The sequence below is a fragment of the Vibrio sp. 10N.261.51.A4 genome, from assembly GCF_041471945.1.
Classification (GTDB): Bacteria; Pseudomonadota; Gammaproteobacteria; order Enterobacterales; family Vibrionaceae; genus Vibrio; species Vibrio crassostreae_C.
In genome coordinates this window covers 14,537-37,626 of sequence record NZ_JBFRPJ010000048.1, presented here as the reverse complement: position 1 = coordinate 37,626, position 23,090 = coordinate 14,537, and the positions used below count along the sequence as shown (strand labels likewise).

The 23,090-nt window shown below is 44.0% G+C and carries 17 protein-coding genes; 10 read left to right on the top strand and 7 right to left on the bottom strand.

All coding sequences use genetic code 11. The features are described from left to right. Positions 1-3 precede the first annotated feature (3 nt). Entirely contained in the window at positions 4-1,065 is a 1,062-nt protein-coding gene (locus tag AB4384_RS11565; protein WP_372129582.1) for a c-type cytochrome, read from the top strand. A gap of 158 nt (positions 1,066-1,223) precedes the next feature. Here AB4384_RS11565 and AB4384_RS11560 read toward each other — a convergent pair whose 3' ends face one another. Further along, positions 1,224-2,153, bottom strand: a complete 930-nt coding sequence (locus AB4384_RS11560; protein WP_102394259.1) for a LysR family transcriptional regulator — start codon at positions 2,151-2,153, stop codon at positions 1,224-1,226. Positions 2,154-2,179: 26 nt separating this feature from the next. Next, complete coding sequence (locus AB4384_RS11555; protein ID WP_009845852.1) at positions 2,180-2,620, bottom strand: Lrp/AsnC family transcriptional regulator; 441 nt, start codon at positions 2,618-2,620, stop codon at positions 2,180-2,182. 140 nt (positions 2,621-2,760) lie between these two features. Between AB4384_RS11555 and AB4384_RS11550 the strand changes: the two genes are divergently transcribed. Then, positions 2,761-3,345 (top strand): LysE family translocator, encoded by a 585-nt coding sequence (locus AB4384_RS11550; protein WP_017058847.1) that lies wholly within the window; start codon positions 2,761-2,763, stop codon positions 3,343-3,345. Between the two features lie 52 nt (positions 3,346-3,397). Here the strand turns inward: AB4384_RS11550 and AB4384_RS11545 are convergent, their stop codons facing one another. Then, positions 3,398-3,787 (bottom strand): DUF1294 domain-containing protein, encoded by a 390-nt coding sequence (locus AB4384_RS11545; protein ID WP_017066606.1) that lies wholly within the window; start codon positions 3,785-3,787, stop codon positions 3,398-3,400. Between the two features lie 156 nt (positions 3,788-3,943). Here AB4384_RS11545 and AB4384_RS11540 point away from each other — a divergent pair, with 156 nt between their 5' ends. From AB4384_RS11540 to AB4384_RS11530, 3 genes are all read left to right on the top strand, one after another. After that, on the top strand, positions 3,944-5,716 hold the full coding sequence (locus tag AB4384_RS11540; protein WP_372129581.1) for an alpha-amylase family glycosyl hydrolase: 1,773 nt from the start codon (positions 3,944-3,946) through the stop codon (positions 5,714-5,716). 353 nt (positions 5,717-6,069) lie between these two features. Beyond that, positions 6,070-9,774, top strand: a complete 3,705-nt coding sequence (pulA, locus tag AB4384_RS11535; RefSeq protein WP_372129580.1) for a pullulanase-type alpha-1,6-glucosidase — start codon at positions 6,070-6,072, stop codon at positions 9,772-9,774. Between the two features lie 434 nt (positions 9,775-10,208). Then, positions 10,209-10,538, top strand: a complete 330-nt coding sequence (locus AB4384_RS11530) for a hypothetical protein (RefSeq protein WP_017058851.1) — start codon at positions 10,209-10,211, stop codon at positions 10,536-10,538. A 102-nt stretch (positions 10,539-10,640) separates the two neighbouring features. On the opposite strand, the gene AB4384_RS11525 is transcribed toward AB4384_RS11530, so the two are convergent. Next, positions 10,641-11,468: a MalM family protein gene (locus tag AB4384_RS11525; protein WP_372129579.1), complete on the bottom strand. Its 828-nt coding sequence runs from the start codon at positions 11,466-11,468 to the stop codon at positions 10,641-10,643. 163 nt (positions 11,469-11,631) lie between these two features. Next, the gene (lamB, locus tag AB4384_RS11520; RefSeq protein ID WP_050632789.1) at positions 11,632-12,840 is read right to left on the bottom strand and encodes a maltoporin LamB; all 1,209 of its coding nucleotides are present in this window, start codon (positions 12,838-12,840) and stop codon (positions 11,632-11,634) included. A gap of 433 nt (positions 12,841-13,273) precedes the next feature. Here lamB and glgX point away from each other — a divergent pair, with 433 nt between their 5' ends. The 3 genes from glgX to AB4384_RS11505 all read left to right on the top strand — a co-directional run bounded on the left by glgX (position 13,274) and on the right by AB4384_RS11505 (position 18,102). Further along, a complete protein-coding gene (gene glgX / locus AB4384_RS11515) occupies positions 13,274-15,259 on the top strand; it encodes a glycogen debranching protein GlgX (RefSeq protein ID WP_372129578.1) in 1,986 nt (661 codons plus the stop codon). A 240-nt stretch (positions 15,260-15,499) separates the two neighbouring features. Further along, on the top strand, positions 15,500-17,242 hold the full coding sequence (locus AB4384_RS11510) for a diguanylate cyclase (RefSeq protein WP_102398418.1): 1,743 nt from the start codon (positions 15,500-15,502) through the stop codon (positions 17,240-17,242). A gap of 131 nt (positions 17,243-17,373) precedes the next feature. Continuing rightward, positions 17,374-18,102 (top strand): tRNA (adenine(22)-N(1))-methyltransferase TrmK, encoded by a 729-nt coding sequence (locus AB4384_RS11505; protein ID WP_017072289.1) that lies wholly within the window; start codon positions 17,374-17,376, stop codon positions 18,100-18,102. Positions 18,103-18,207: 105 nt separating this feature from the next. Here the strand turns inward: AB4384_RS11505 and AB4384_RS11500 are convergent, their stop codons facing one another. Then, positions 18,208-19,152 carry an acyltransferase gene (locus AB4384_RS11500; RefSeq protein WP_017063993.1) on the bottom strand — a complete coding sequence of 315 codons (945 nt, stop codon included), beginning with the start codon at positions 19,150-19,152 and terminating at the stop codon, positions 18,208-18,210. Positions 19,153-19,483: 331 nt separating this feature from the next. Here AB4384_RS11500 and AB4384_RS11495 point away from each other — a divergent pair, with 331 nt between their 5' ends. Together AB4384_RS11495 and AB4384_RS11490 are read left to right on the top strand one after the other, a co-directional pair. Then, positions 19,484-20,284 carry a ferredoxin--NADP reductase gene (locus AB4384_RS11495; protein WP_372129577.1) on the top strand — a complete coding sequence of 267 codons (801 nt, stop codon included), beginning with the start codon at positions 19,484-19,486 and terminating at the stop codon, positions 20,282-20,284. A gap of 612 nt (positions 20,285-20,896) precedes the next feature. After that, a complete protein-coding gene (locus AB4384_RS11490; RefSeq protein ID WP_065583768.1) occupies positions 20,897-21,889 on the top strand; it encodes a 2-hydroxyacid dehydrogenase in 993 nt (330 codons plus the stop codon). A gap of 120 nt (positions 21,890-22,009) precedes the next feature. On the opposite strand, the gene AB4384_RS11485 is transcribed toward AB4384_RS11490, so the two are convergent. Further along, positions 22,010-22,882, bottom strand: coding sequence for a patatin family protein (locus AB4384_RS11485; protein WP_065583767.1), 873 nt, complete (start codon positions 22,880-22,882; stop codon positions 22,010-22,012). Positions 22,883-23,090 lie beyond the last annotated feature (208 nt).

Below are 23,090 nucleotides of genomic sequence, written 5' to 3'. Positions count from 1 at the left end.
CGCATGAAAACATTACTTTTAATTACCGCAACCCTTGTCTCTGGAATCGCTTATGCCGAAGCTGAGTTGCCCGATCGCCAAACCGAACTGCCAGCCGTTGAGAAGCCTCAAGATAACAAATATCTGGTACCACGAGGCTTGGTTGATATCCCTGCAGGGGAATTTGGCGACAAAGTAAAATTGGGTTACTCGCTGTTTGTCGATTCACAACAGATGCGTGGTACGTTCGTAGGCAATGAACAAAACTGTGTAAACTGTCACATGCAAGCGGGCATGAAGCCTAACGCAGCACCTCTTTGGGGTGCGTACATGGCCTACCCTGCGTATCGTTCCAAGAACGACAAGGTAAACAGCTACGCAGAACGTATCCAAGGTTGCTTCACCTACTCAATGAATGGCTTACCACCAGCAGTAGGCTCAAAAGAGATGGTCGCGCTTACGGCCTACTCATACTGGTTGGCGATGGGTGGCATCTTAGATAAGAACGGCATGCAAGACACGCCCGTCCCTGAGATCAGCGATGCAGATTTACAAGTCGGAGGAAAAGCGGAAAGCTTCCCTCTTCCTGAAGAGCTGCTAAGCAAATACCCAATTGATGACAGAAGCAAGTTGGCCGGTCGTGGCTACCCTAAGATTGCTAACCCTGAACAAGAGCCGTCGATAGCGCGTGGTGAAAAGGTTTACCAAACCAGCTGCCAAACCTGTCATGGTCAAAATGGAGAAGGAATTAAAGGGGCTGATGGTCGCTCATACCTGCCACCACTTTGGGGCGAAAACTCATTCAACTGGGGCGCAGGTATGCACCGAGTGAACACCGCCGCGTACTTCATCTATGAAAACATGCCGCTTGGAAAGAGCCAACAGCTTTCAATTCAGGATGCATGGGATGTGGCCGCGTTTGTGAACAGTCATGAACGCCCACAAGACCCACGATACAAGGGTGATGTTGCAGGCAATGCTAAGCGTTACCACAACCACCAAGGTTACTATGGTAAAGAGGTCGACGGTGGTGTGCTGGGTTCTAAAGCGTACCCAAGTGGCAAGGAAGCGATTCACGAGCACTGATCTCGAATCATGAGCCTCTCTTTTCGAAAGTAAGAACTGCTCACGCCTGCTATAGCTAAGCTTTACATTGTAAATCAGTATTCGCCGGAAGAATAAAAAGGAGCCAGATCGTATGACGACCTGGCTCCTTTTTTGTGTTTAAACTTTTAGAAAGACAACTAACCTTGCTGCATCTTCTCCCAAATGGTCGGAGAGCCAATATAGTCTTGAACCGTAGTGATGAATTCTTTGACCAGTTTGGTCTGCTTACGGTGTGGATAGACAGCGTAGATCGCAGTATCGATTGTAGAGATCGGATAATCCGGCAGTAAAGTAACCAAGCCCAGTTCTTTCATTGAGGCATACAGGTTTGATTGATCAAGGAAGCCATAACCTAAACCGTCTTTCACACAAGACACCATGGTACGAACATCACTGACCTTATAGTTGCCACGAATCGTTAGGCTTTGGAAAGTGTTGCCATGCGGCTCTTCACTGATACGCAGATGATCGACCGTCATATCACCATTGGTATAAATCACGGCAGGTAGCGCAAGTAAATCTTGTGGCGTCTTCGGCTCACCATGCTGCTTCACAAAGTCGTTCGAGGCGACCAACATGAAGTTACTGTCGGCAATCTTCTTGGCAATCAAATTCGATTCAACAAGCTTACTAAAGCGAAACGCGATATCGAACTGTCCTGCAATGATGTTGGCGATCTTATCGTCCAACGACAGCACGATCTGAACATCAGAGTACTTTCTCATGAACTGAGTAATGATAGGTTGCAAGTATTGCTGACCAAAATAGATCGGCGACGTAATTCGTAGCACACCTTTGGGTTCAGATTGGTACGAATCAGCAATGCCTTGGATCTGATTGATAGTATCTTTCAGCACATAGGTTTGCGCTAAAATATCTTCCCCTGCCGACGTCAACGAGAACGAACGCGTAGAACGGTTGAGCAACTGAACACCTAAATCTTGCTCCAGTTTTTTGATCTGTTTAGAGAGTGATGAGTTGTCCATATCGTGCAAGGTTGCCGCTTTGGTAAACGACCCTTGTTGAACCACATCTAAGAACAATAACAACTGATTGGTATTTGGCACTGCGCCTCTCCTGAAATAAAACTCGACTAGCGTTCGTCTTTAGGGGTATCCATCACAACCATAGTCGTAATAGATTGCACCTGAGCACATTCCCCAAGCACATCGGCATGAAACTTCTTATAACCCGGTAGGTCTTTGGTTTCTACCCTTAGCAAGTACTCGTTGGCACCGGTAATGTTGTGACACTCCACCACCTCTTTTTCCATACTGACGTGCTGTTCAAACTCCAGCTGAGCCGCTTTGCTGTGGCTTGATAAACCAATCGAAACATAAGCAATAAAACCTACCCCCATCAGCCCATTATCCAGAACCGCACGGTAACCTTGAATGATACCTTTACGCTCAAGATCCTGGACGCGCCTTAAGGTCGCAGAAGCCGACAAGCCAATCCGTTCTGAAAGCTCAATGTTGGAGATTCTGCCGTCCAATTTAAGCTCTTGCAATATCCTTTCGTCAAATCTATCCATAAGTACTTATTATTGTGCATTTAGTGATAATAGAGGAAATAAAAGCACATAATTGCCTCACTTTCCACCTACTATGTTTCTCAACACGTGAAAGTCATGACCGGTCAGTCACTTCGTTCATTTTTTGCTGGAGAACCATAATGCCTTTAGAACAACTTAGCGCACTTGCCTTGTTTGCGTTCGTCTCGACCTTCACACCAGGTCCAAATAACATCATGCTCATGACATCAGGAGCAAATGTTGGCTTTGCCCGTACTATTCCGCACATGCTTGGCATTGCTCTAGGGTTTGCAGCCATGTTGCTGCTGGTTGGCTTCGGTTTAATGGGCATTTTCAACGCTTATCCGGTTACTCACCAAATCTTGAAATACCTAAGCCTTGCTTACCTCGTGTACCTTGCAATTAAGATAGCATTGAGCGGCAAAGCCAAAAGCACCGAGGCTTATAAGCCAATGACCTTCATCGGCGCGGCAAGTTTTCAGTGGGTGAACCCGAAAGGTTGGTCGATGGCGCTGACGGCAATTTCAGTCTATAGCAGCGGCAGTTCATGGTGGGAGCTTGCGATCATCGCAGGTATCTTCACGCTCGCCAACTTACCATCCGTGACATTCTGGACAGCGGCAGGTAAACAACTGCAACACTGGTTAACCACACCCGTCCGTATCAAAAGCTTCAACTACGGTATGGCAGGCTTGCTGTTAGCCTCAACGATTCCGATGTTATAACAAAATAGCTTTCCTATGATGGTTAGTAAGTGATTACTAGCCATCAATTTCATTACAAGTATCCAATAACCTCGCTAAGCCAACGTCCAAACGTCGCCTGCCCGCTCGGGGTTAGTGTCCACACAAACGCCGCAACATTCACTGCCACTGTCACCCAATATATGGCTCTGAACGGCTGCTTCTGCGTTTTATGACGCAGCTTATCTTGAGCAATCAACGCCCCTAGCCAGCCACCAGCAACAGAAAAAATATGCAGAGTTTTCTCTGGCACACGCCAATTGCCATTGATCGCTGCTCGCTTGTCCTTCGCGTACACAAAAAACGTCACGAAACCGATAACCAAATACCACACCAACAGCGCTTTAGAACTTTCCGCAAACAACACAGACACCGCCACCAGAACCAAATAGGTGATAACGATTTGAATAGATGAAGACAACATGACTCCTTTTGAGCAACAGCTCACATACTGTAGCAATTACGCCCTGCAGATTTTGATAAGGATGAGTAAGGCATATTGTAATTCGGTTAGCCTGCAAAGAATAAACAAGCCCTTTCATCCCTACATAACATGATGGAAGTTAAAGGAATTATAAATATGTACAACCAAAAGTACGCCATCTACCAAGTTTTTACGCGTTTATTTGGCAATAAAAACACCCAACATGTTCCATGGGGCACAATCGAGCAAAATGGTGTCGGTAAGTTCAGTGATTTTACCGACAAAGCGCTGTCTGAAATTCGCAAGCTTGGCATTACTCACATTTGGTATACCGGGGTGCCACATCACGCCATCATCAATGATTACAAGCACATCGGGATTTCAGACGATCACCCGAGCGTGGTAAAAGGCCGTGCGGGATCACCATATGCCGTCAAAGACTACTATTCCGTAAACCCAGATCTCGCAGACAACCCTGAATGCCGACTAGAGGAGTTCGAGGCACTAATCAAAAGAAGTCACGACAATGGTTTAAAAGTGATTATCGATATCGTACCGAATCACGTTGCGCGTCATTATAAAGGCTTAAACAACCCAGAAGGTGTCAGTGACTTCGGCGCTCAAGATGACACAACGCTGGAATACCACAAAGACAATAACTTCTACTACATTCCCAACAGCACCTTTGAATTGCCAGACATAGAGCCCGCCTTTACGCCGCTAGGTGGTGAACAGCATCCCAACCTAAACTCCCCGTTTATAGAGACGCCCGCCAAATGGACAGGTAACGGCTCACGTTTAGCCAAGCCTAGTTTCGATGATTGGTATGAAACGGTGAAAATCAATTATGGCATGCGACCAGACGGTTCAAAAGACTTCCCTGAACTACCGAGTGACTATGCTCAACGCAATTACATGGATCATTTCCGTTTCTGGGAATCTGTTTATGTGCCTAACTCTTGGGCTAAATTCCGAGATATCGCCTTGTTTTGGTTGAATAAAGGTGTTGATGGGTTTCGCTACGATATGGCTGAGATGGTTCCAGTCGAATTTTGGAGCTACCTTAATTCATCTATAAAGATGAAAAACCAAGATGCCTTTTTAATGGCTGAGGTGTACCAACCGGACTTATATCGCGACTATATCCACTTAGGCAAGATGGACTACCTCTATGACAAGGTAGATCTGTACGACGGCCTAAAAGACATCATGCTAGGCAATACTTCCACGGCTATCATCCCCAAAATCCAACATCAAATGATGGATATTGAACATCACATGCTGCACTTCTTGGATAACCATGATGAACAACGCATCGCGTCTCCTGAATTTGTAGGTGACCCAAATATAGCGAAGCCTGCAATGCTAGTCAGCGCGTTATTGAGCAGCTCTCCAACCATGATCTACTTTGGGCAAGAAGTCGGCGAACCCGGTGCGGAGAACGCTGGCTTTGGACAACCCTCTCGTACATCCATCTTCGATTACATCGGTGTCCCACAGCATCAAAAATGGATGAACCACGGCGCATTCGATGGCGGGCTATTAGACGAAAACGAAAAACAACTACGTCACTTCTATCAGAAGGTTATGAACTTTTCGCTTGAGCACTCATCGATAACAGGTGATTACCAAGACTTACACCAGTGCTGTAACTTAAGTGATTCAGTCTACGCATTTCTGCGCTCTGACCACCAAGAGCTAACCATTGTTGCAGCTAATTTCAGCCAACATACCACTGAAAATATTCACTTAAAGATTCCAAGTGATGTAATCCAAAAACTCAAATTAGTTGATGGTCGTTACATACTCAATGAATATATTGAAGGCATAGCGCAACAAGTGCTCGACATTGAGAACAGTGTTGGCAGTTTTAATATTGAATTGAAACCGCTGGCGTCTTTGGCTTGGGTGTTATCCTTAAATGGATGATATACCTATCAATATAAATTACCGAACAGCTCGCTTTTAGCTAATTGATAAATAACTTAATTCCCACATTAAATTAACGTCACCTCAATTCGATACCTTCCTCACATTAATAAGGATGAGCTCTCATCCTTATTATCTACTCCCATCCTCTACGCCTTCTACTATTGATATTAAACATATGAGTTATTGATCCAATAAATTTAACTTAAACCAAATACAAAGCGTGATATTGACACTAGGTTTCCTATTTTTATATATTAAAAATAACTTTATACATAGCCATCACAAATAGTTGACCATCGTTAAGACTAGGATATTCATCTTCATAAAAAGTGAAATATGGATATTAAAACGTGAACAACATAAATATTAATAAAATTATCTCTCTACGAAATACCTTCAACAATACCAAAAAGAAGAGCTTCAAACGCTCTACATTGGCCAAAGCAATGTTACCGCTCTTCACCGCTACTTTGATCGCGGGTTGTGGTAGTGATAATGATAGCGACAACGGTACAGCCCCTGGCAACAGTGGTTTATACCCTGCAGCTGAAAACGAAGTCGTTATTTACTACAAACGCGATGTTGCCGCTGCCAGCTCATCTGGCTCAACTTACGACGGTTGGGGGCTGCACCTTTGGAATGGTGAAGGCTGTACCAGCACAGATTTAGTCGGCATGGGATTAAGTGAAACCGGAACCGACTGGAACAGCCCTTACGAATATGATGGTATCAGCGATACTTACGGTGCCTATTATGTGTTGAAAGTTGACCCAGATGCCTCTGACCCACACAAATGCATGAACTTCATCTTGCACAATGGTGATGAGAAAGCATTTGGCAGTGCCAATTCTAAAGTCGAGTTAACTAAGCTTGGCGATTCACAAGGCGTATTTGGTTTCCATGGCAGCAGCGAGTTGTACTACGACCCTATTTCAGAGCGACCAGTCAATATTGATGGTCAAAAAGCACACTGGCTAGATGCAACCACAATTGGTTGGGAAGCGGCTAGCAATGCAGACTCTGTGAAGCTTTTCTATGCATTAGACAACAGCATCACAATGAACGATGACAAAGAGATTGTCGGTGGAACTGCAATTGAACTAAGCAAAGACGGAGAACTATCTTCTGAATTGAAAGAGCGTTTCCGACACCTTGCAAGCTTACCTGCCCTAGCTATCGATGTTGACGACAGCACACTTCGCACTATTTTAAAATCTCAGATAATTTTTGTTGCCTACAATGCCAATGGCGATGTTATCTCTTCAACTGAGGTTCAAAAACCTGGTGTGCTTGATGCGGTATTTGCTAGCGAAGATGCTGGTAATGCAATGGCTGAAGAACTAGGCGCAATTGTTGAAGGCAGTGCGGCGACCTTCAAGCTTTGGGCACCAACCGCGCAAGATGTAGAACTCGTTCTATACAGTGAAGATCTGCTAAGTTCACAAGTAATCCCGATGACGGAAAACACTGAGACAGGCATTTGGGCGACTGATGCCGTGTCTAATGCAGTGAACAGTTATTACCGTTACCAAGTGAAGGTTTATCACCCAACCACAGGCAATATCGAAACTCGCCTTGTGACAGACCCATACTCTCTCAGTTTGTCAAAGAACTCAGCATACTCTCAAGTGATTGACCTGAATGATTCAACCTTGAAACCAGCGAACTGGGACAACTACCAACGACCAACCGTAGAGAAAGACGAAGACCACGTACTTTACGAATCACACCTACGTGACTTTAGTTTCAGCGATAAGCTCGGCACAGCTAGCCTAAATGGCAAGTACCTCGCTCTTACAGAAGCCGATCGTGAGTCGGTCAAACACCTACAAGCTCTCCAAGAAGCAGGTTTAACTACGCTGCATATCTTACCAGCATTTGATATCGCTACCGTCGATGAAGATGCCGCGAGCCGTGTTGATATCACCGACACCGTAGGAAAACTGTGTGATGTAAAACCGACAGCTACCTTATGTGGAAGCGAAGACGAAAACAAAGTCATCGAAGACGTACTCGATGGTTATGACCCTTCAACGGGTGACGCACAAGCATTAATGAATGACCTTCGTATGCTTGATAGCTTCAACTGGGGCTACGACCCATTCCATTACACAGTTCCTGAGGGAAGTTACGCGACCGATCCTAATGGTTCTCAGCGTATTCTCGAATTCCGTCAGATGGTCAAAGCTACGCACGACATGGATCTTAAGCTGATCATGGACGTGGTATACAACCACACCAATGCGTCTGGTGTGAACGATAAGTCGGTACTGGATAAGATTGTCCCTGGGTACTACCACCGTCTTAACGTCAACACTGGTGGCGTAGAAAACTCGACTTGTTGTGACAACACTGCGACCGAAAACCTGATGATGGGTAAATTGATGGTTGACTCACTTAAGGTGTGGGCTGACGACTACAAAGTGGATGGTTTCCGTTTTGACTTGATGGGCCACCAGCCAAAAGATGTAATGGTCGAAGCATTGGAAGAAGTGCGCAAAATCGACCCGAATACTCTGTTCTACGGGGAAGGCTGGGACTTTGGTGAAGTCGCCAACAACGCCCGCTTCGATCAAGCGAACCAAATCAACATGGCAGGTACAGAAATCGGTACCTTCTCAGACCGTTTGCGTGACGCCGTTCGTGGTGGTAGCCCATTCGATGGTGGTGTCGACTCAGAAGGGAACCACCCACTTCGCTTTAACCAAGGCTTTGGTAACGCAGCGATTGCCAACGAAGAAACCAAAGTTGATCAAGATTCGATCAATGGTCGTTTACATAACCAAGACCTTGTTCGTTTAGGTATGGCAGGTAACCTCGCAGAATACGTACTGATTGATTACAAAGGCGATACCAAACTGGGTAAAAACGTTGATTACAACGGCGCGCCAGCTGGTTACACCAAGATGCCTTCAGAGAACATCTCTTACGTTTCCAAACACGATAACCAAACACTTTGGGATAACAACGCTTACAAGATCGCCACTGGTACTAGCTCTGCAGAGCGTGCGCGTATGCAGTCTGTATCGCTTTCTACCGTGATGCTAGGCCAAGGCATACCATTCATCCATATGGGTTCTGAACTGCTACGATCTAAGTCTATGCAGCGCGATTCTTACGATTCTGGTGACTGGTACAACCGCGTCATGTTTGATGGGACGGACAACAACTGGAATGTTGGCTTACCTCGTGAAGATAAAGATGGTGCGAACTGGGATCTGATCAAAACAATCATTGCTGACAGCGCGGCTAAACCAGACTCAGACGACATTGAGCTGACTAAGCAGCAATTCCTAGAGCTATTAAAGATCCGTAGCTCAAGCGAACTGTTCCGCTTAGATACAGCTGACGAAGTTATGAAGCGAGTCGACTTCCGTAACGTAGGCGAAGATCAAGTCGAAGGCCTGATTGTCATGTCGATCGATGATGGTGTGTCTGCGGGCGAAGACCTTGACCCTGCCAATGATGCGATTGTCGCAGTTGTAAACTCAACGAATGAATCTCAATCGTTCAAAATCACGGGAGCAACCAGCTTTACACTTCACACCGTTCAACAGAGCTCTGAAGATGACATTGTAAAAGGTGCAAGCTTTGCTAATGAATCATTCACAGTTCCGGCACTAACGACAGCTGTGTTTGTACAAGCACAAAACGGTGCTCAAGGCGCTGGTTTGCCGGTTGATAACTCAGGCAAGGATGTATCGAGCATTCCTCCGTACGGTCAAACAACCGTGTACGTGCGTGGTGATATGAATGGTTGGAACCCTGTTGATGATTGGGCGATGAGCTTTGTTGCTAATGGGGTTTATTCTGTAACAGGCAATTTGGAAGCAGGTAACTATGGCTTCAAGTTTGCAGATGCAGATTGGAAAACACCTAACTTTGGTTGTGATTCAGTTGAACTTGCTGATGGATCAATCGACCTAGGTACTGATGCTGATGGTAACTGCCAACTAAGCGTAACAGAAGCTGGTAGCTATACATTCACTCTGAATGCGATTCACGAGCTGGATGACGACGTAGATGGCCCAGTTGTTTCAGTAACCAAGAATTAAACTATAAAGCTTAGATTCTAATAAAAAGATAATAAAACCAGCGAAAGCTAGCCTTTGGGAGACGTCAGTCTCCCTTTTTTACAACTATTGAACCCAGCAGATTTAAGCAAATAATAAACAACTGCATCGCCCATTAAAATTCGGGGCATTTCCAACCATACTTTATAGCCCCTACATTCGATTACATGGCTGAAAACTTAGAACTAAAGGGAAAGGATATTCCTTAGAACCATTAAAACCAGATCTTAACGATATATCATAGTAGGAATGCCGCTCTCCCTTAAGTGAACAGAATTAATCCTGGCAGCCTTTTTTGAAGGGTTACGCCCTACAATTACGATTAAAATACATTCAATTCTCGATGTAATATTCTATCAACAGCAAAACACCGCAGTTGTTTGCGGTGTCGTTAAATTTTGATTAGGAAAACTTCCATGAACCGTAAACATATCATCAAAACCATCCAAATGGGCATCGTGACTACAGCATTGATGGGCGGGATGGCTTTGGCTAATACCACTGATCTTGTAGAATCTACCGACGCTGCTCGCGCCCTGGCACATACTCCTAGCACTGCAACAACGCAACAAATACAAGCTGAAAATGCCGCGCACAAACAGGCACTGCAAACACTTGAAAGCAACGGTAATGTTGATCAATATATGGAAACGGATAAAGCAGGGGAAACGACTACTGGTCACGTATCAAAATGCGAAAATACAGAAGTCCCTTTAGGCGAGAAAGTTGCTGAACATTGCAAATAAAAAGCATATACATTAAAGCGGTATTCGATAGGGTTCCTTAGAAGATGCTAACCGATGCTTAACTTACAAGCATTGCACTTTTAAAGGAACCCTTTATCTATATTACTTGGCGTTGACGGCTCGCACAAAGGCTTCTTGTGCACCTTCAATACCAAGGGCTTTTGCTTCATCTAGTAGGCTCAGAGCTTTGGGAATATTATCTGCGTCTACTGCTGCTTGAATGGCATTATGGTAGTAAGTTTGTGTTTCTGGTTGAATTGTCTCAACCTTAGCTGCTGCCGCTGGTTTAGCGTTAGATTCACTGCTAGAGCCAAATGAGAAGAAGCTCACTTTATCGATTGTAACTTCTATTTTACCAACGTTAGCATTTGGAATCGGGATATCTTTCACTTCAGGTAAATAATTACCGCGGCCTTCCGCATCTAAACGTGCAGGGTGAATAACATCAGTAAAACCACCAAGACCTTCTTGATCTGTATAGATAACTAAATAAACTGATTTTGCTGTTGTCGGTGGGTAAAAATCGCTCTCAGCAACGAGACGGTTCCCCAAGTGTAGTCTTGGTTTAGCGTACTCGAAGCTCTCTTTACCGTAACGCTCTAGCTCAATACCGTTTTCGTCATAGATAACCGCATTAGGGACAAATGCAGTCTCACCGATAATGCTCGTGATATTAATCGAGTACTCACCGCGATCCGCTGGTAGCTCGATCGCTACTACAGGGCTGTTTATACCCTGATAGTTTAAAATTTGACTGTCTGGTGTTACATCGAAAATTGCCGAGCTTGGAAGCTTCATCGGGGCAAATTGAAGACCAGCAATAGAGTTAACTTGTTCAGCCTGTGCCACTTGCACTTGCTCAACCACTTGTGCAGATTGACAACCGACCAATGCAACACAGCCACTCAACATCAGAGCTTTAAAATACATAACCCTTCCTTTTTTTATTTTTTTAAGAAATTTACTAACTTTAATTACCACAAAGAGAACTATTCACCTAGGGAACGATCAACTTAATCGTACATTCCTTAAAAAAATAGCCGACGCAAGCCGGCTATGAATTAGGACAGTTTAGGATTTTAAGCTAAGTGGCTTACCACCAAGCTTCAACTTGGATACCAACAACGAAGTCGTTGTCTGCGCCTTGACCAGTAACAACACCGTTTTCATCTTTAACTTCACCGAATGAATCGTTTTCTAGATCCATCAAGTAGCTACCGTATACGCGGATTTCAGGACGAGCCCAGAAGCTGTCACCCATTGCCCACGCTTGAGCAACAGTAAATTTAGCGCCACCGAAGTCAACGTTATCTACTTCACCTGCGTTATAGCCAGCTTCGAAGATAGTACGCATTGTGTCGTTCCACTTATACATTGGACGAGCCACGATAGAGTATTGGCTTGAATCATGCTTATTAACACCGAGGTCTGAACCTGCTAAGTATGCAAGTTGGTGACCCATTTCCCATGATTCGCCTAGGTTCATTACACCCCAGTTAAGGATACGGTAGCCAAAACCATCGTTTTGATCACCAGAGCGATCATAGTATGCACCAGAACCCCAGAAGTTAGCCATTTGAACGCCGTAACCAGCAGTACCTAGCTGAACAACTGTTTGGTTAAAACCATTGCTCATATTTTGGTGGATAATACCTGTAGCAAGTAGGCCGTCATCACCATCGTATTTGCCATTCTTATTTTCAGTACTGAAGTTGTAAACAACGCCAAGCTCTAAACTAGCATCTTCCCATAGACCGATATTAGCTAGGCGAGCATCAGCCATGTAGCCAGCGCCGTTATCATCTTCGCCATCTTGAATAATTGCTAAAGAAAGCTTTTGGTTACCAACTGAAATGTTTTCGATACCACCACCAGTACCAGATGTATTTAGGAAGTAGAAGTCAGTAATGTGGATGTCTTTACGTTGGTAATATGTTTTACCAGCCCAAAGAGTCGCTTCTTCATCGAAAGATAGAACGCCTTTTGCTTTAACAGCGAACTGAGCAACGTTAAAGTCACCGTCTTCCCAACCATTCGCGCCATCAACACCAGAAGCAATCATTGACTCTAAACGCCAAGTTTGTTCACCAGTTTTTAGTTCTTCAGCCAAGCCAAACTCAGAGTAGTTGTCGTTTTCATTACCTAGACGGCCAATACCATTCTTCATGAATGAAACGTCACCACCATCATTTCCGCTAATACCAGTACCAGCACGCATGTAGCCATTAAAATCTACAGCGAACGCAGAGCCAGCAGCTAATGTAGTTGCCACTGCAGCAGCAATCAAACTTACTTTTTTCATTCTTAACTCCATTAAGGACGATTTATATTAGGTTTTTATATTTTTGCTCTCTTGCGGCAACCAAAGGCAGTAATGGTAGTCGTAAGATAGAGAGGTTTAGGGTTTCCCCTGATTCGTTTCAACGGGGTCAATATTAAGAGGGGATGACAAATTTGACTTCCTCCGCCCCTAAGTTAATTAAGGGGGACTAGAGGGGAGTAGAAAATATACAGAATGGTGTTTTAAAGAGGTAGATCACTTAATATAGGAGGAGTAGACAGCACACAGATCTAATTATTCAACATAAGTGAGATCTAGCTCAAATATATAATTTGAACTTCATCGATGAATTATTTTTTTACCGTAATTAATCTGTGAAGTTGCTTGACCTTATTGTGACAAAGCTTTTTACTTATAGTTCACTGATGTCGATAAACGAACAAGAAATCAAGCAATGACTAGAACGCTCGCTCGCCCTTATCCGCTAGGCGCAACGCTAGGTAACACTGGCTGCAACTTCTCTATTTATTCTCCTGACTGTAAATCTCTTTCACTCGCTCTTTTTGACGAGAACGACGAATTCACCACTTATAAATTGGAAAATGAATACGCTGATATCAGATATGTCTTTATTGATGGTATTAAAGCGGGGCAAAAATACGGCTTCATTGCCGAAACGGACAATGGCCCTATCCTGCTTTCAGACCCGTATGCCAAAGCAATAAGCGAACCGCTCGATTACGTCACGCCATATACCAATGAAAAAAGCTTTGCTATGGCGAAATGTGTCGTTGTTGATGACACCTTCGATTGGCAAGATGTAGAAAAGCCACGCATTAGCCGCGAAGATACCGTTCTTTTTGAAACGCATGTAAAAGGTCTATCTCAACTGCACCCAGAAGTGGCTGCCAATACTAAAGGACGCTACTTAGGGTTAGTGAGCCCTGAAATGCTTGCGTTCTACAAACAGCAAAATATCAACTCTCTACAGCTTTTGCCCATTGCCGCATGCATGCATGAACCACACCTATTAGACATGGGTAAAGTGAACTATTGGGGTTACAACCCATACTTGTTTATGGTGCCTGACCCTCGCTACGCAGAGAAAGATGCCGTAAACGAGTTAAAGACTGCGATTCGTGAACTTCACCGAAATGGCATCGAAGTCATTCTAGACGTGGTGTACAACCACACAGCAGAAGGTGGCGAAGGTGGTACAACCTTCAACCTCAAAGCGCTAGATAGCCGCTACTACATTAAACATGGCTGCCATTACGCGAACTTTACTGGTTGTGGTAACACCGTTGATCTCACCCACCAGCCAGCACTCAACTTAGTGATGGATACGCTTCGCTATTGGGTAAGTGAGTTCCAAGTCGACGGCTTCCGTTTTGATTTGGCTGCAACACTGGGGCGCGAAGGTGACAACTACAACCCTGAGGCTGCATTCTTTAAAGCTGTGGCTCAAGACCCTGTACTTAAAGAAACCAAGCTCATTGCAGAACCTTGGGACATCGGTCCGAATGGCTACCAAGTGGGTAATTTCCCGCTAGGCTGGAATGAGTGTAACGACAAACTACGAGACATCACACGTAGCTTCTGGCGTGGTGATCAAGGCTACCTAAAAGAGTTTGCGACTCGTTTGATGGGGTCTCGTGATATCTACAGTGCAGCGCACTGGCCTTACAAACTCACCGTCAACTACATCACTTATCATGATGGTTTCACCATGCAGGATCTTGTTTCTTACAAGCATAAGCACAACGAAGAGAATGGTGAGAACAACCGCGATGGACACGGTGACAACCGTTCTGAAAACTACGGTGTTGAAGGTGAAACCGAAAACCTGTTAGTTATTACGACACGTGAAAAGCAGAAACGAAACTTCATGGCGAGCCTGCTGTTTGCTTTTGGTATTCCTCATATTTTGACGGCCGATGTGTTATCTCATACTCAAAAAGGTAACAACAACGCTTACTGCCAAGATGGCGTGACCAGCTGGCTTAACTGGGAAGATTCAGAGCGCAAGACTTACTTCAAGACTTGGTTATCTGAAATGATCTCTGCTCGTCAGCAATACATGGTGCCGTTTATTAAGGCGTTCAGTGGCGAAAAGCGTAACTCTAACCGCATCTTCTGGAGCCGTGTCGATGGCACACTTATGGAGCATGACGACTGGAACCGCTTAAGCTCAGTCGCTTTGCATTTAGGTATTGGTAAAGATGGCGACGAGTTAATTTATCTTATCAACCAAACCAATGCGCCAGCACGTTTCTCGTTACCGAATGACCGTGAACAAAACTGGGTAACCATCTGTGATACCAACTTGCGAAACGTTAAACCCGGTCATGCAGAAGGTGAAATGTTGTTGTCGCCAACTTCGATGGCAATTTTGCACTATTCGCCAGATCAGGCTGATTTGATTAAAGCAAAAGCTTAGTCAGCTTAATAAAACACCGAAAACCATAGAAGCCAGTTATATTTATAGCTGGCTTTTTTGTTAGCTGAATATCACAAAAATCATTCATCCATATGGAATCATTTGCATTGATGTGGTTAATGAAACTGTTTAGTATTGCCGTACTATAAAAATGAATCTATAACGTCTTTGGATATCATGGCTTTACCTAAAACATTAATTCGGCTTTTTAAACCATACATTATTTTATTAACTGGAGGGATGCTCTATCTTGCTATGACTCAGCTTGAAAAAGTAGAAACAGCAGCAACAGAACAATCATCATCAAACATTCGTATCGCAAGCTCTACCATTCGTTCCAACATCGAAGCCACATTCGGCAAACTCTATTTTTTAGAAACCAGTCTAGGCTTGCCTAAAACGGCTCCAATCGGTGATAAAAAATTCAGAGAATTGAGTGATAATATTCTAAGAAGAACACCAAATTTCTCCGATATCGTTCGATACCAACCTAACTCCCAACATTATGTCTCCACTCGTGGCCTTCCTCTTTCCAATGAACAAATCGCCACAATACAATGGCATTCAATAGACGGTGTTGTAGAAGATTTTTACATCTCTTCCGTTTACCAAAAAGCCGATGGACGATGGGTTTTCGCCGTTAAACACACTGCAGAAAAGCTCAACGAAGAAATATGGATTGAGTTTGATTTAATGCATACCACGCAAGGTTTAAGAGATTTAAAAACGCTTAATAATGGCTATGTATTTGTTGTAGACAGAGCAACAGAGCGACTGGTATTCCACCCGGATCCACAGCGTATCGGTTCTAAATCCATCAGCTTCCATGCAGGGATCAGCCACCAACTCTCACAAGGTGAAACCGTTGGTAAGCACGAATATTACTATCAAGATAACTTCAAAATATCGGTATTTGACGCAGACAACAGCTTAAATTGGGTGTTCATTGCGGGCACTGACCGCCATGACATCTTAACCAGCTCACATCAATTTACGTTGACGGGCTTAGTACTGGGCTCACTCCTGCTATTGTGGATTGGTGCCAACTATCTGGCTTATCGTTTGAACGTGTCCTTGTCGCAACTGAATAAAGTCGATGACCTTGTAAGCTTTAAGCGAGAGTTAAAATCCATACTGGATAGTTTCACCTACCAAAAAGGCATTCAATTCTGTCTCTATCAGCTTGAGAACCACGCATTCAGTACCATCGACTATCACGGAAACAAATCCACGGTACATTGTGACAAAGCCCTTGCAGAGCGATTTACACCGGACACTATGGCTTACCGAAGTGGTAAGTACGCCGATCCACTGGCGTGTAAACTCAAAATACACCAACGTCATTACTGTATTCCTTTGCACTCTCGTCAGCAGTTGATCGCAGTGTTGTACGTAAACGTAAACTTACCGATCAGCCAGAGTATTCTACGAATGATCCGTGATTACACTGAAGTCTCTTTGTCTAACTTACTGCTTCAACATCAATTGAGCAGCAAAGATCTGATGACGCAGTTAGACAATAAGAGCAGTTTCAGCATCGCCATCGAAAACTACGTGAGCGAGCCCGATACCTATGTCGCTCTGCTTGATATCGATAACTTCGACCACGTAAACCGAGCCTACGGTGAAGCGGTTGGCGACAAGATGATCAAGCTGACTGCAGAATCGATACGCAGTTACTTCCCCAAGCCAAAGGGACTTTGCTTGGCTCGTGTTGGAGGAAAGGAGTTCGCAGTATTATTCAAAGCCAATGATGTGAAAGATGCCAAATTCCAGCTAGACCAGTGCAGAGTCGCAATCGCGGAGAAAACCATCGTCACTCCAGATATCACCTTATCGCTAGGGGTTAGCGTGGGATACTCGCAAATAGAGGGTGAAACAGACTCAGCTTTAGCGCTGGCGGAACAAGCGAAACTTATCGCGCAACAACTTGGTAAGAACCGAGTGGAAGGCCATATCAGAGCCGTTGCCAAAGCATCGTAAACCTATACTTACATTTCTGTAGCCACTACAAAGCACCTAGGATTCACACCCTAGGTGCTTTTGTTTTTCTAGAAAGTCATTACAATGCGCCTTCGATAAGACAACACCCCTTTTCTAACGACGCGAACCTTATGAAGCTAAGTAACCGACTGCAAACTCTCCACTCCCTTGTCAGCAATGACTACCAGCATATTTGGGACTGTTGCTGTGATCATGGCTTTTTGGGTGTTCAACTGTTATCGGATAATAAAGCGCCTCAGATTCACTTTGTCGACATTGTCCCGTCTCTGATGAGTGAGCTTGAAGGCAAGCTAGCGCGCTACTTTCCGCAAGATAACAGAGCCGAACAAACGGTTAGCAGCCAATGGCAAGTCTACTGCATGGATGTCGCCGCTATTCCGCTTGAGAAACATACAGGCAAACACCTAGTTATTATTGCGGGTGTCGGTGGCGATCTTACTCAAAAGCTCGTCGATGATATTCATCGTCAACACCCAGACAAAGCGATCGATTTCTTGCTTTGTCCGGTGCATCAGCAATTCGAGTTGAGAAGCCATTTAAAGGCGATCCATTTTGGTCTTATTGATGAAGTGTTGATTGAAGAGAACCGTCGTTACTACGAGATTTTATTGGTGAGTAATAGTCGCGGTGATTCAGAAAAGAGCCAAACCGTTAGCGAGATATCAAACGTCGGTGACAAGATCTGGACACCAAGTTGTGATGAACAAGTGAAGGTATCACAGCAATACAAAGCCAAAACATTGCAGCACTACTTACGTATCCATCAAGGACAAGAGAAGCAAGGAAAACCTAGCCAAGTAAAGCATATTATTGATGCTTACCAGGCGGTTAAGCCATAGTAAGTACTAACTTAATGGTTTGAATATTAAGAAAGTCAAATTAATAAAAAAGCCGATAGTTCAATGAGCTATCGGCTTTATTAATGCTATCGATTCAGTTTTAGCTTACTGTTCTTGTTTCTTATAAGCCACATCAGGCTCGTCAACTGTCTCTACCTCAGAAGGCTTATCAACCCCATAAACCGTATCAAGGTAGACGTCTTTCTCTTTCCACGTGCTGTTCAACCAATTGTGGAAGCGACGTTTAAAAGCCTTATCTTCAAAGTAATTACCGTTCACGTTCTCATCCATTGGATGCAATTTAATACGCACAACGACCTTAGTCATTTTGCCCTTCAGCATATCTTCAAACGGAGAGGTTTGGTTTTCAGGGTAAGCTAAGGTCACATCCACGATGCCATCCAAAATTGGGCCCATTGCAGATAAAGCAAATGCCACGCCCCCAGTTTTCGGCTTCAATAAGTGGCGATAAGGGGTCTTTGCTGACGCCAGTTTCTCGTGGTTTGCACGAGTCCCTTCAACAAAATTAACCAATGTTGTCGGTGCTAATTTGAACTTAGTACACGCTTTATTGATTGCATTAAAATCATCATTACGGCGTTCTGGGTTGCGTAATAGGAACTCACGAGAGTGGCGTCTCATGAATGGCATATCTAAGCCCCAGCAGGCCAAGCCAACAAATGGTACGTACAACAATTCATGTTTCAAGAAGTACTTCGTCATCGGCATTTTGTCTTTTAGGATTGAAGACAAAATCACAATATCTGCCCAGCTTAGGTGGTTGGACATCATCAAATACCACTGCTTGGTCGAAATATCTTCCCCCCCTTCCACTTGCCATTCGATATCGTTATTGGCGTTCAACATCCATAAATTAAGAGAAGCCCAACACCAGAATGTGAAGTTAGCTAAGCGAGTGCATGATTTTTGAACGACAGAAATTGGCAAAATAAGTTTGATTAGGGCAAACAGGCTCACAGCCAATGCGGTGAATGCAGTATTAATGGTCACGAACAATACGTTCAAGGCCATACGAAGATTATCAAGCATAAAACACAGTTATATTGAGAACGAAAGCCGCCATTATACGCATCTATAAATTATTCTCTTCAGTAATTGGTTGAATATCCTAGGGGTCAAACCACTCAACCTATGTTAACGATGTTCAACCAGCTAAAGTCTATTAAAACGAAACCAAAACACATGCACGAGTCATTTGGACTCAAATAGTATATTGTCTTTTTGACAACATTCGACCCAATAATTAACCTTTAATAAGTATTGATAAGCATTCTCATTATTGACGTGGTACATGCAACTCTAAAGTGTAAATAGTTGAGTATCCTTAATGAGATAACTTCTCTTCTTAAAGGTGGATGATATGACAGATATTCCTCATGGTTTAGTTACAGGCAAAGTCCTAAACAAAACAGAATGGACAGATCAATTGTTCTCACTCCAGGTTAGTGCACCTGTCTCTTCTTATCAGGCAGGTCAGTTCACGAAACTTGGCTTACTTAACAGTGAGGATGAGTTCGTAAGACGCGCCTATTCGATGGTGAACGCGCCAGAGCACGAACAAGGTCATCAACATCTGGAATTTTTGATTATTAAGGATCAGAACGGTCAGCTTTCACCTCAACTTCATGAGTTGAAGATGGGCGATGACATCTTTGTCGGCAAAGACCCAAGTGGCTTTATGACCTTAGATGAGATCCCAGAGATCGCCGACGATCTATGGATGCTTTCAACCGGAACCGCGGTAGGCCTATTTATCTCAATACTTGAGAGCATGCAGATACAGCAAAATGAGTTGGCTTCAGACAAAGCCTCTTCATTCAAGAATCTGGTTCTAGTGCATGCTGTAAGAACAGAGCAAGACCTGACTTATCGAGATCGTATCACTCAACTCGTTAATCACTTTCAAGGGAGACTTAAATATGTGCCAATTATTTCTAGAGAATCAGTTACCGGAACTTTGCGCGGACGAATCCCAAATTTGTTACTTGGAGGCGACCTCGAGCAAGCCGCGTCTGTCGCTTTCAATCAAACCCGCAGTTTTTTCTACCTTTGCGGCAATCCGCAAATGGTTCGTGACACAAGCGAAGCGCTAACTAGCTTAGGTTTCGAAAAGCACTTACGCAGAAAACCCGGTCAATTCAGCAGTGAGAACTACTGGTAAATAACAACCGCCACTCGTTAGACAGAAGCACAACTTTCAAAGAACAGTTAGAGAAGAGGTTTTATATGAGTCATTTACGTATTCCGTCACACTGGAAAATTCAACGTTCCACACCCGAAAGTAAGATTCATTCAATATTGATGAACTTATAAGCAAGCAACCTCGTAATGTGATTTTTAATGTTCAATAAGTGAAGACAAAAGATCAAATAACCATAGCAATTACAATGACTAATGGTGATAGACAAGAGAAAAAAACTCTAGCACACTGAACAGAGTTGTAGGGCATGTTGACCTATCGAGCTGATTTTTGCAGCCGTTTGTGGGTTATTTATACAAGGCAGAGAATTCGACGTGTAGCTCGCCTACATGAGAATTCGATAACGCTGTAGAAAGAAACCACAAACACTGCCCGAAGGGTTCGGCTAAAATCGTTTTACTCTTTGTTGAGAGGGTTTTGCTTAGAATGACTAGGCGGCAAACCTCTCGTCGCGATTAAAACGATTTTATCTCGAACAAAACTTAACCGCGAAAGGTCAACATGCCCTTGTTTTAATCACGTTTCAGAGAATGAATTAGTGGGTTATTTATATTTTAGGTAAGAGAGGAAGCCATGCTCAACATTGCTTTTTTTAGCTCAAAATCATACGACGAAAAATCATTCGAACTGGCAAAAGGCGAACTCAACGCTGAGTTTCATTTTCACGATTTTCGACTCACCACAACAACAGCAAAAATGGCGCACGACAACGAAGTGGTTTGTGCGTTTGTAAACGATGACCTATCGCGAGACGTGTTAGAGATTCTTGCTCAAGGCGGCACCAAGTTAATCGCGATGCGCTGTGCGGGCTTTGACAAGGTCGACCTAGACGCAGCCAAAGAGTTTGGTCTGCAAGTGGTTCGCGTTCCGGCTTACTCACCAGAATCGGTAGCAGAACACACGGTTGGCATGATGATGTGTTTGAACCGTAAACTACACAAGGCATACCAACGCACTCGTGATGCGAACTTCTCTCTTGAGGGGTTAGTTGGCTTTAACTTCCACGGTAAAACGGTCGGTATGATTGGCTCGGGTAAGATTGGCCTAGCGACGATGCGAATTCTGAAGGGTTTAGGCATGAATATCCTATGCTATGACCCATATCCAAACCCGTTAGCTGTTGAGTTAGGCGCTAAATACGTTGAACTCGACGAACTTTACCAAGAGTCTGATGTGATTTCTCTACACTGCCCAATGAGTAAAGAGAACTACCACCTATTAGATGCGACTGCGTTTGAGAAGATGAAAGACGGCGTGATGATTGTCAACACCAGCCGTGGTGAACTACTGGATTCCACAGCTGCTATCGAAGCGCTTAAACAGAGTAAGATTGGCGCACTTGGTCTTGATGTGTATGACAACGAGAAAGAGCTGTTCTTCCAAGACAAATCAAACGATGTGATTGTCGATGATGTGTTCCGCCGTCTATCTGCTTGTCACAACGTGCTGTTCACAGGTCACCAAGCTTTCTTAACCAAAGATGCTCTGTTCAATATCGCGAACACAACACTCACCAGTGTTGATGCTTTCTTTGCTGGCAACACCAGCGGCAACGAACTCGTTTAATAACAGATTGAGTTAACAGCAGGCTGAGTTAAAAACAAACTAGGTCTACAGATACAAAGCCACGCTATTCTGAAGTGAACAGCGTGGCTTCGTCGTTTATTCAGTATTCTAAAACCGTTCCTAGACGCAGAAATGACAATCTTCAGTGTCTAAACCATAAACGCCTTTTCTAATAGCAAGGTGCTCTTCACCGGCTTTGACGCCCATCTCGTAACCTGTATTAAGAGTACTTTGATCCATAGTTAAACGCTTAACCGCGAAGGCTTCAGGTGGCGCTATCACTTTAATAGTCGCATCTTTGGGTGGGTTACGAATGAACTCCAGAGACTGGTTGTAGTTTTCAGCACGTACCGCCATCGACTCAGCAATATTCGGGAATTTCTTTAATAGTTTCTTCAGCATCCATTGGTGCTTTTGAGGCTTCATTCGGTAGCTCAATGGGTGAGACAGAATCACGGTAATATCGCGTGCGCCACGGCGATATGCTTCACGAACCGGAATCGAATCGGCTACACCGCCATCGGTATAACAGCCACCAGAGAAACACGGAGTTTCACGGTAAGCGATAGGTAAAGCCGTTGTTGCTTCAACAACATTAGAAAGGTTTTCTGGCTTAATATGGTAGTAGTCTGCACTGCCCGTATCGACATTTGTGACAGCAGCAATGAGTGGGATACTTGAAAACAACTCACCACAATCGAGCGGATAACGTTGATTGGATTCGTTCCATAACCATTTAACATCTACCAAGTTACCGCCTTTGGCAAAGCGAGCAGGATTAAAGAAAGTTTTATCCGTCGCCATCGTGGTGATCACATCATAACTGCGTTTTGGTGCATGAGATAAGTATCCAACCAGATTCGACACACCTGCAGATACGCCGATGGCAAAATCATAAGGACGGAAATCGTCTTGCATGAAGGCGTCTAAAACTCCAGCAGCAAAAATACCTCTCATTGCTCCACCTTCAACGATTAATGCGCTCTTATTCATCTCAAACTCTTCTACTTTATAAACTGATAGTCGTAGAATAATCCCATCACTCTTACAAAGATAATGGGATAGATTTATCAATTCGATAGGTAAAAACTATCAATGTGGATTATTAAATTTTTCAATGATTTAGGGTTGCTTAATAAACAGCGAGATCAAAAAAGGCCGTTGAGTGATTCACTCAACGGCCTTTCAATTAACGAATCAA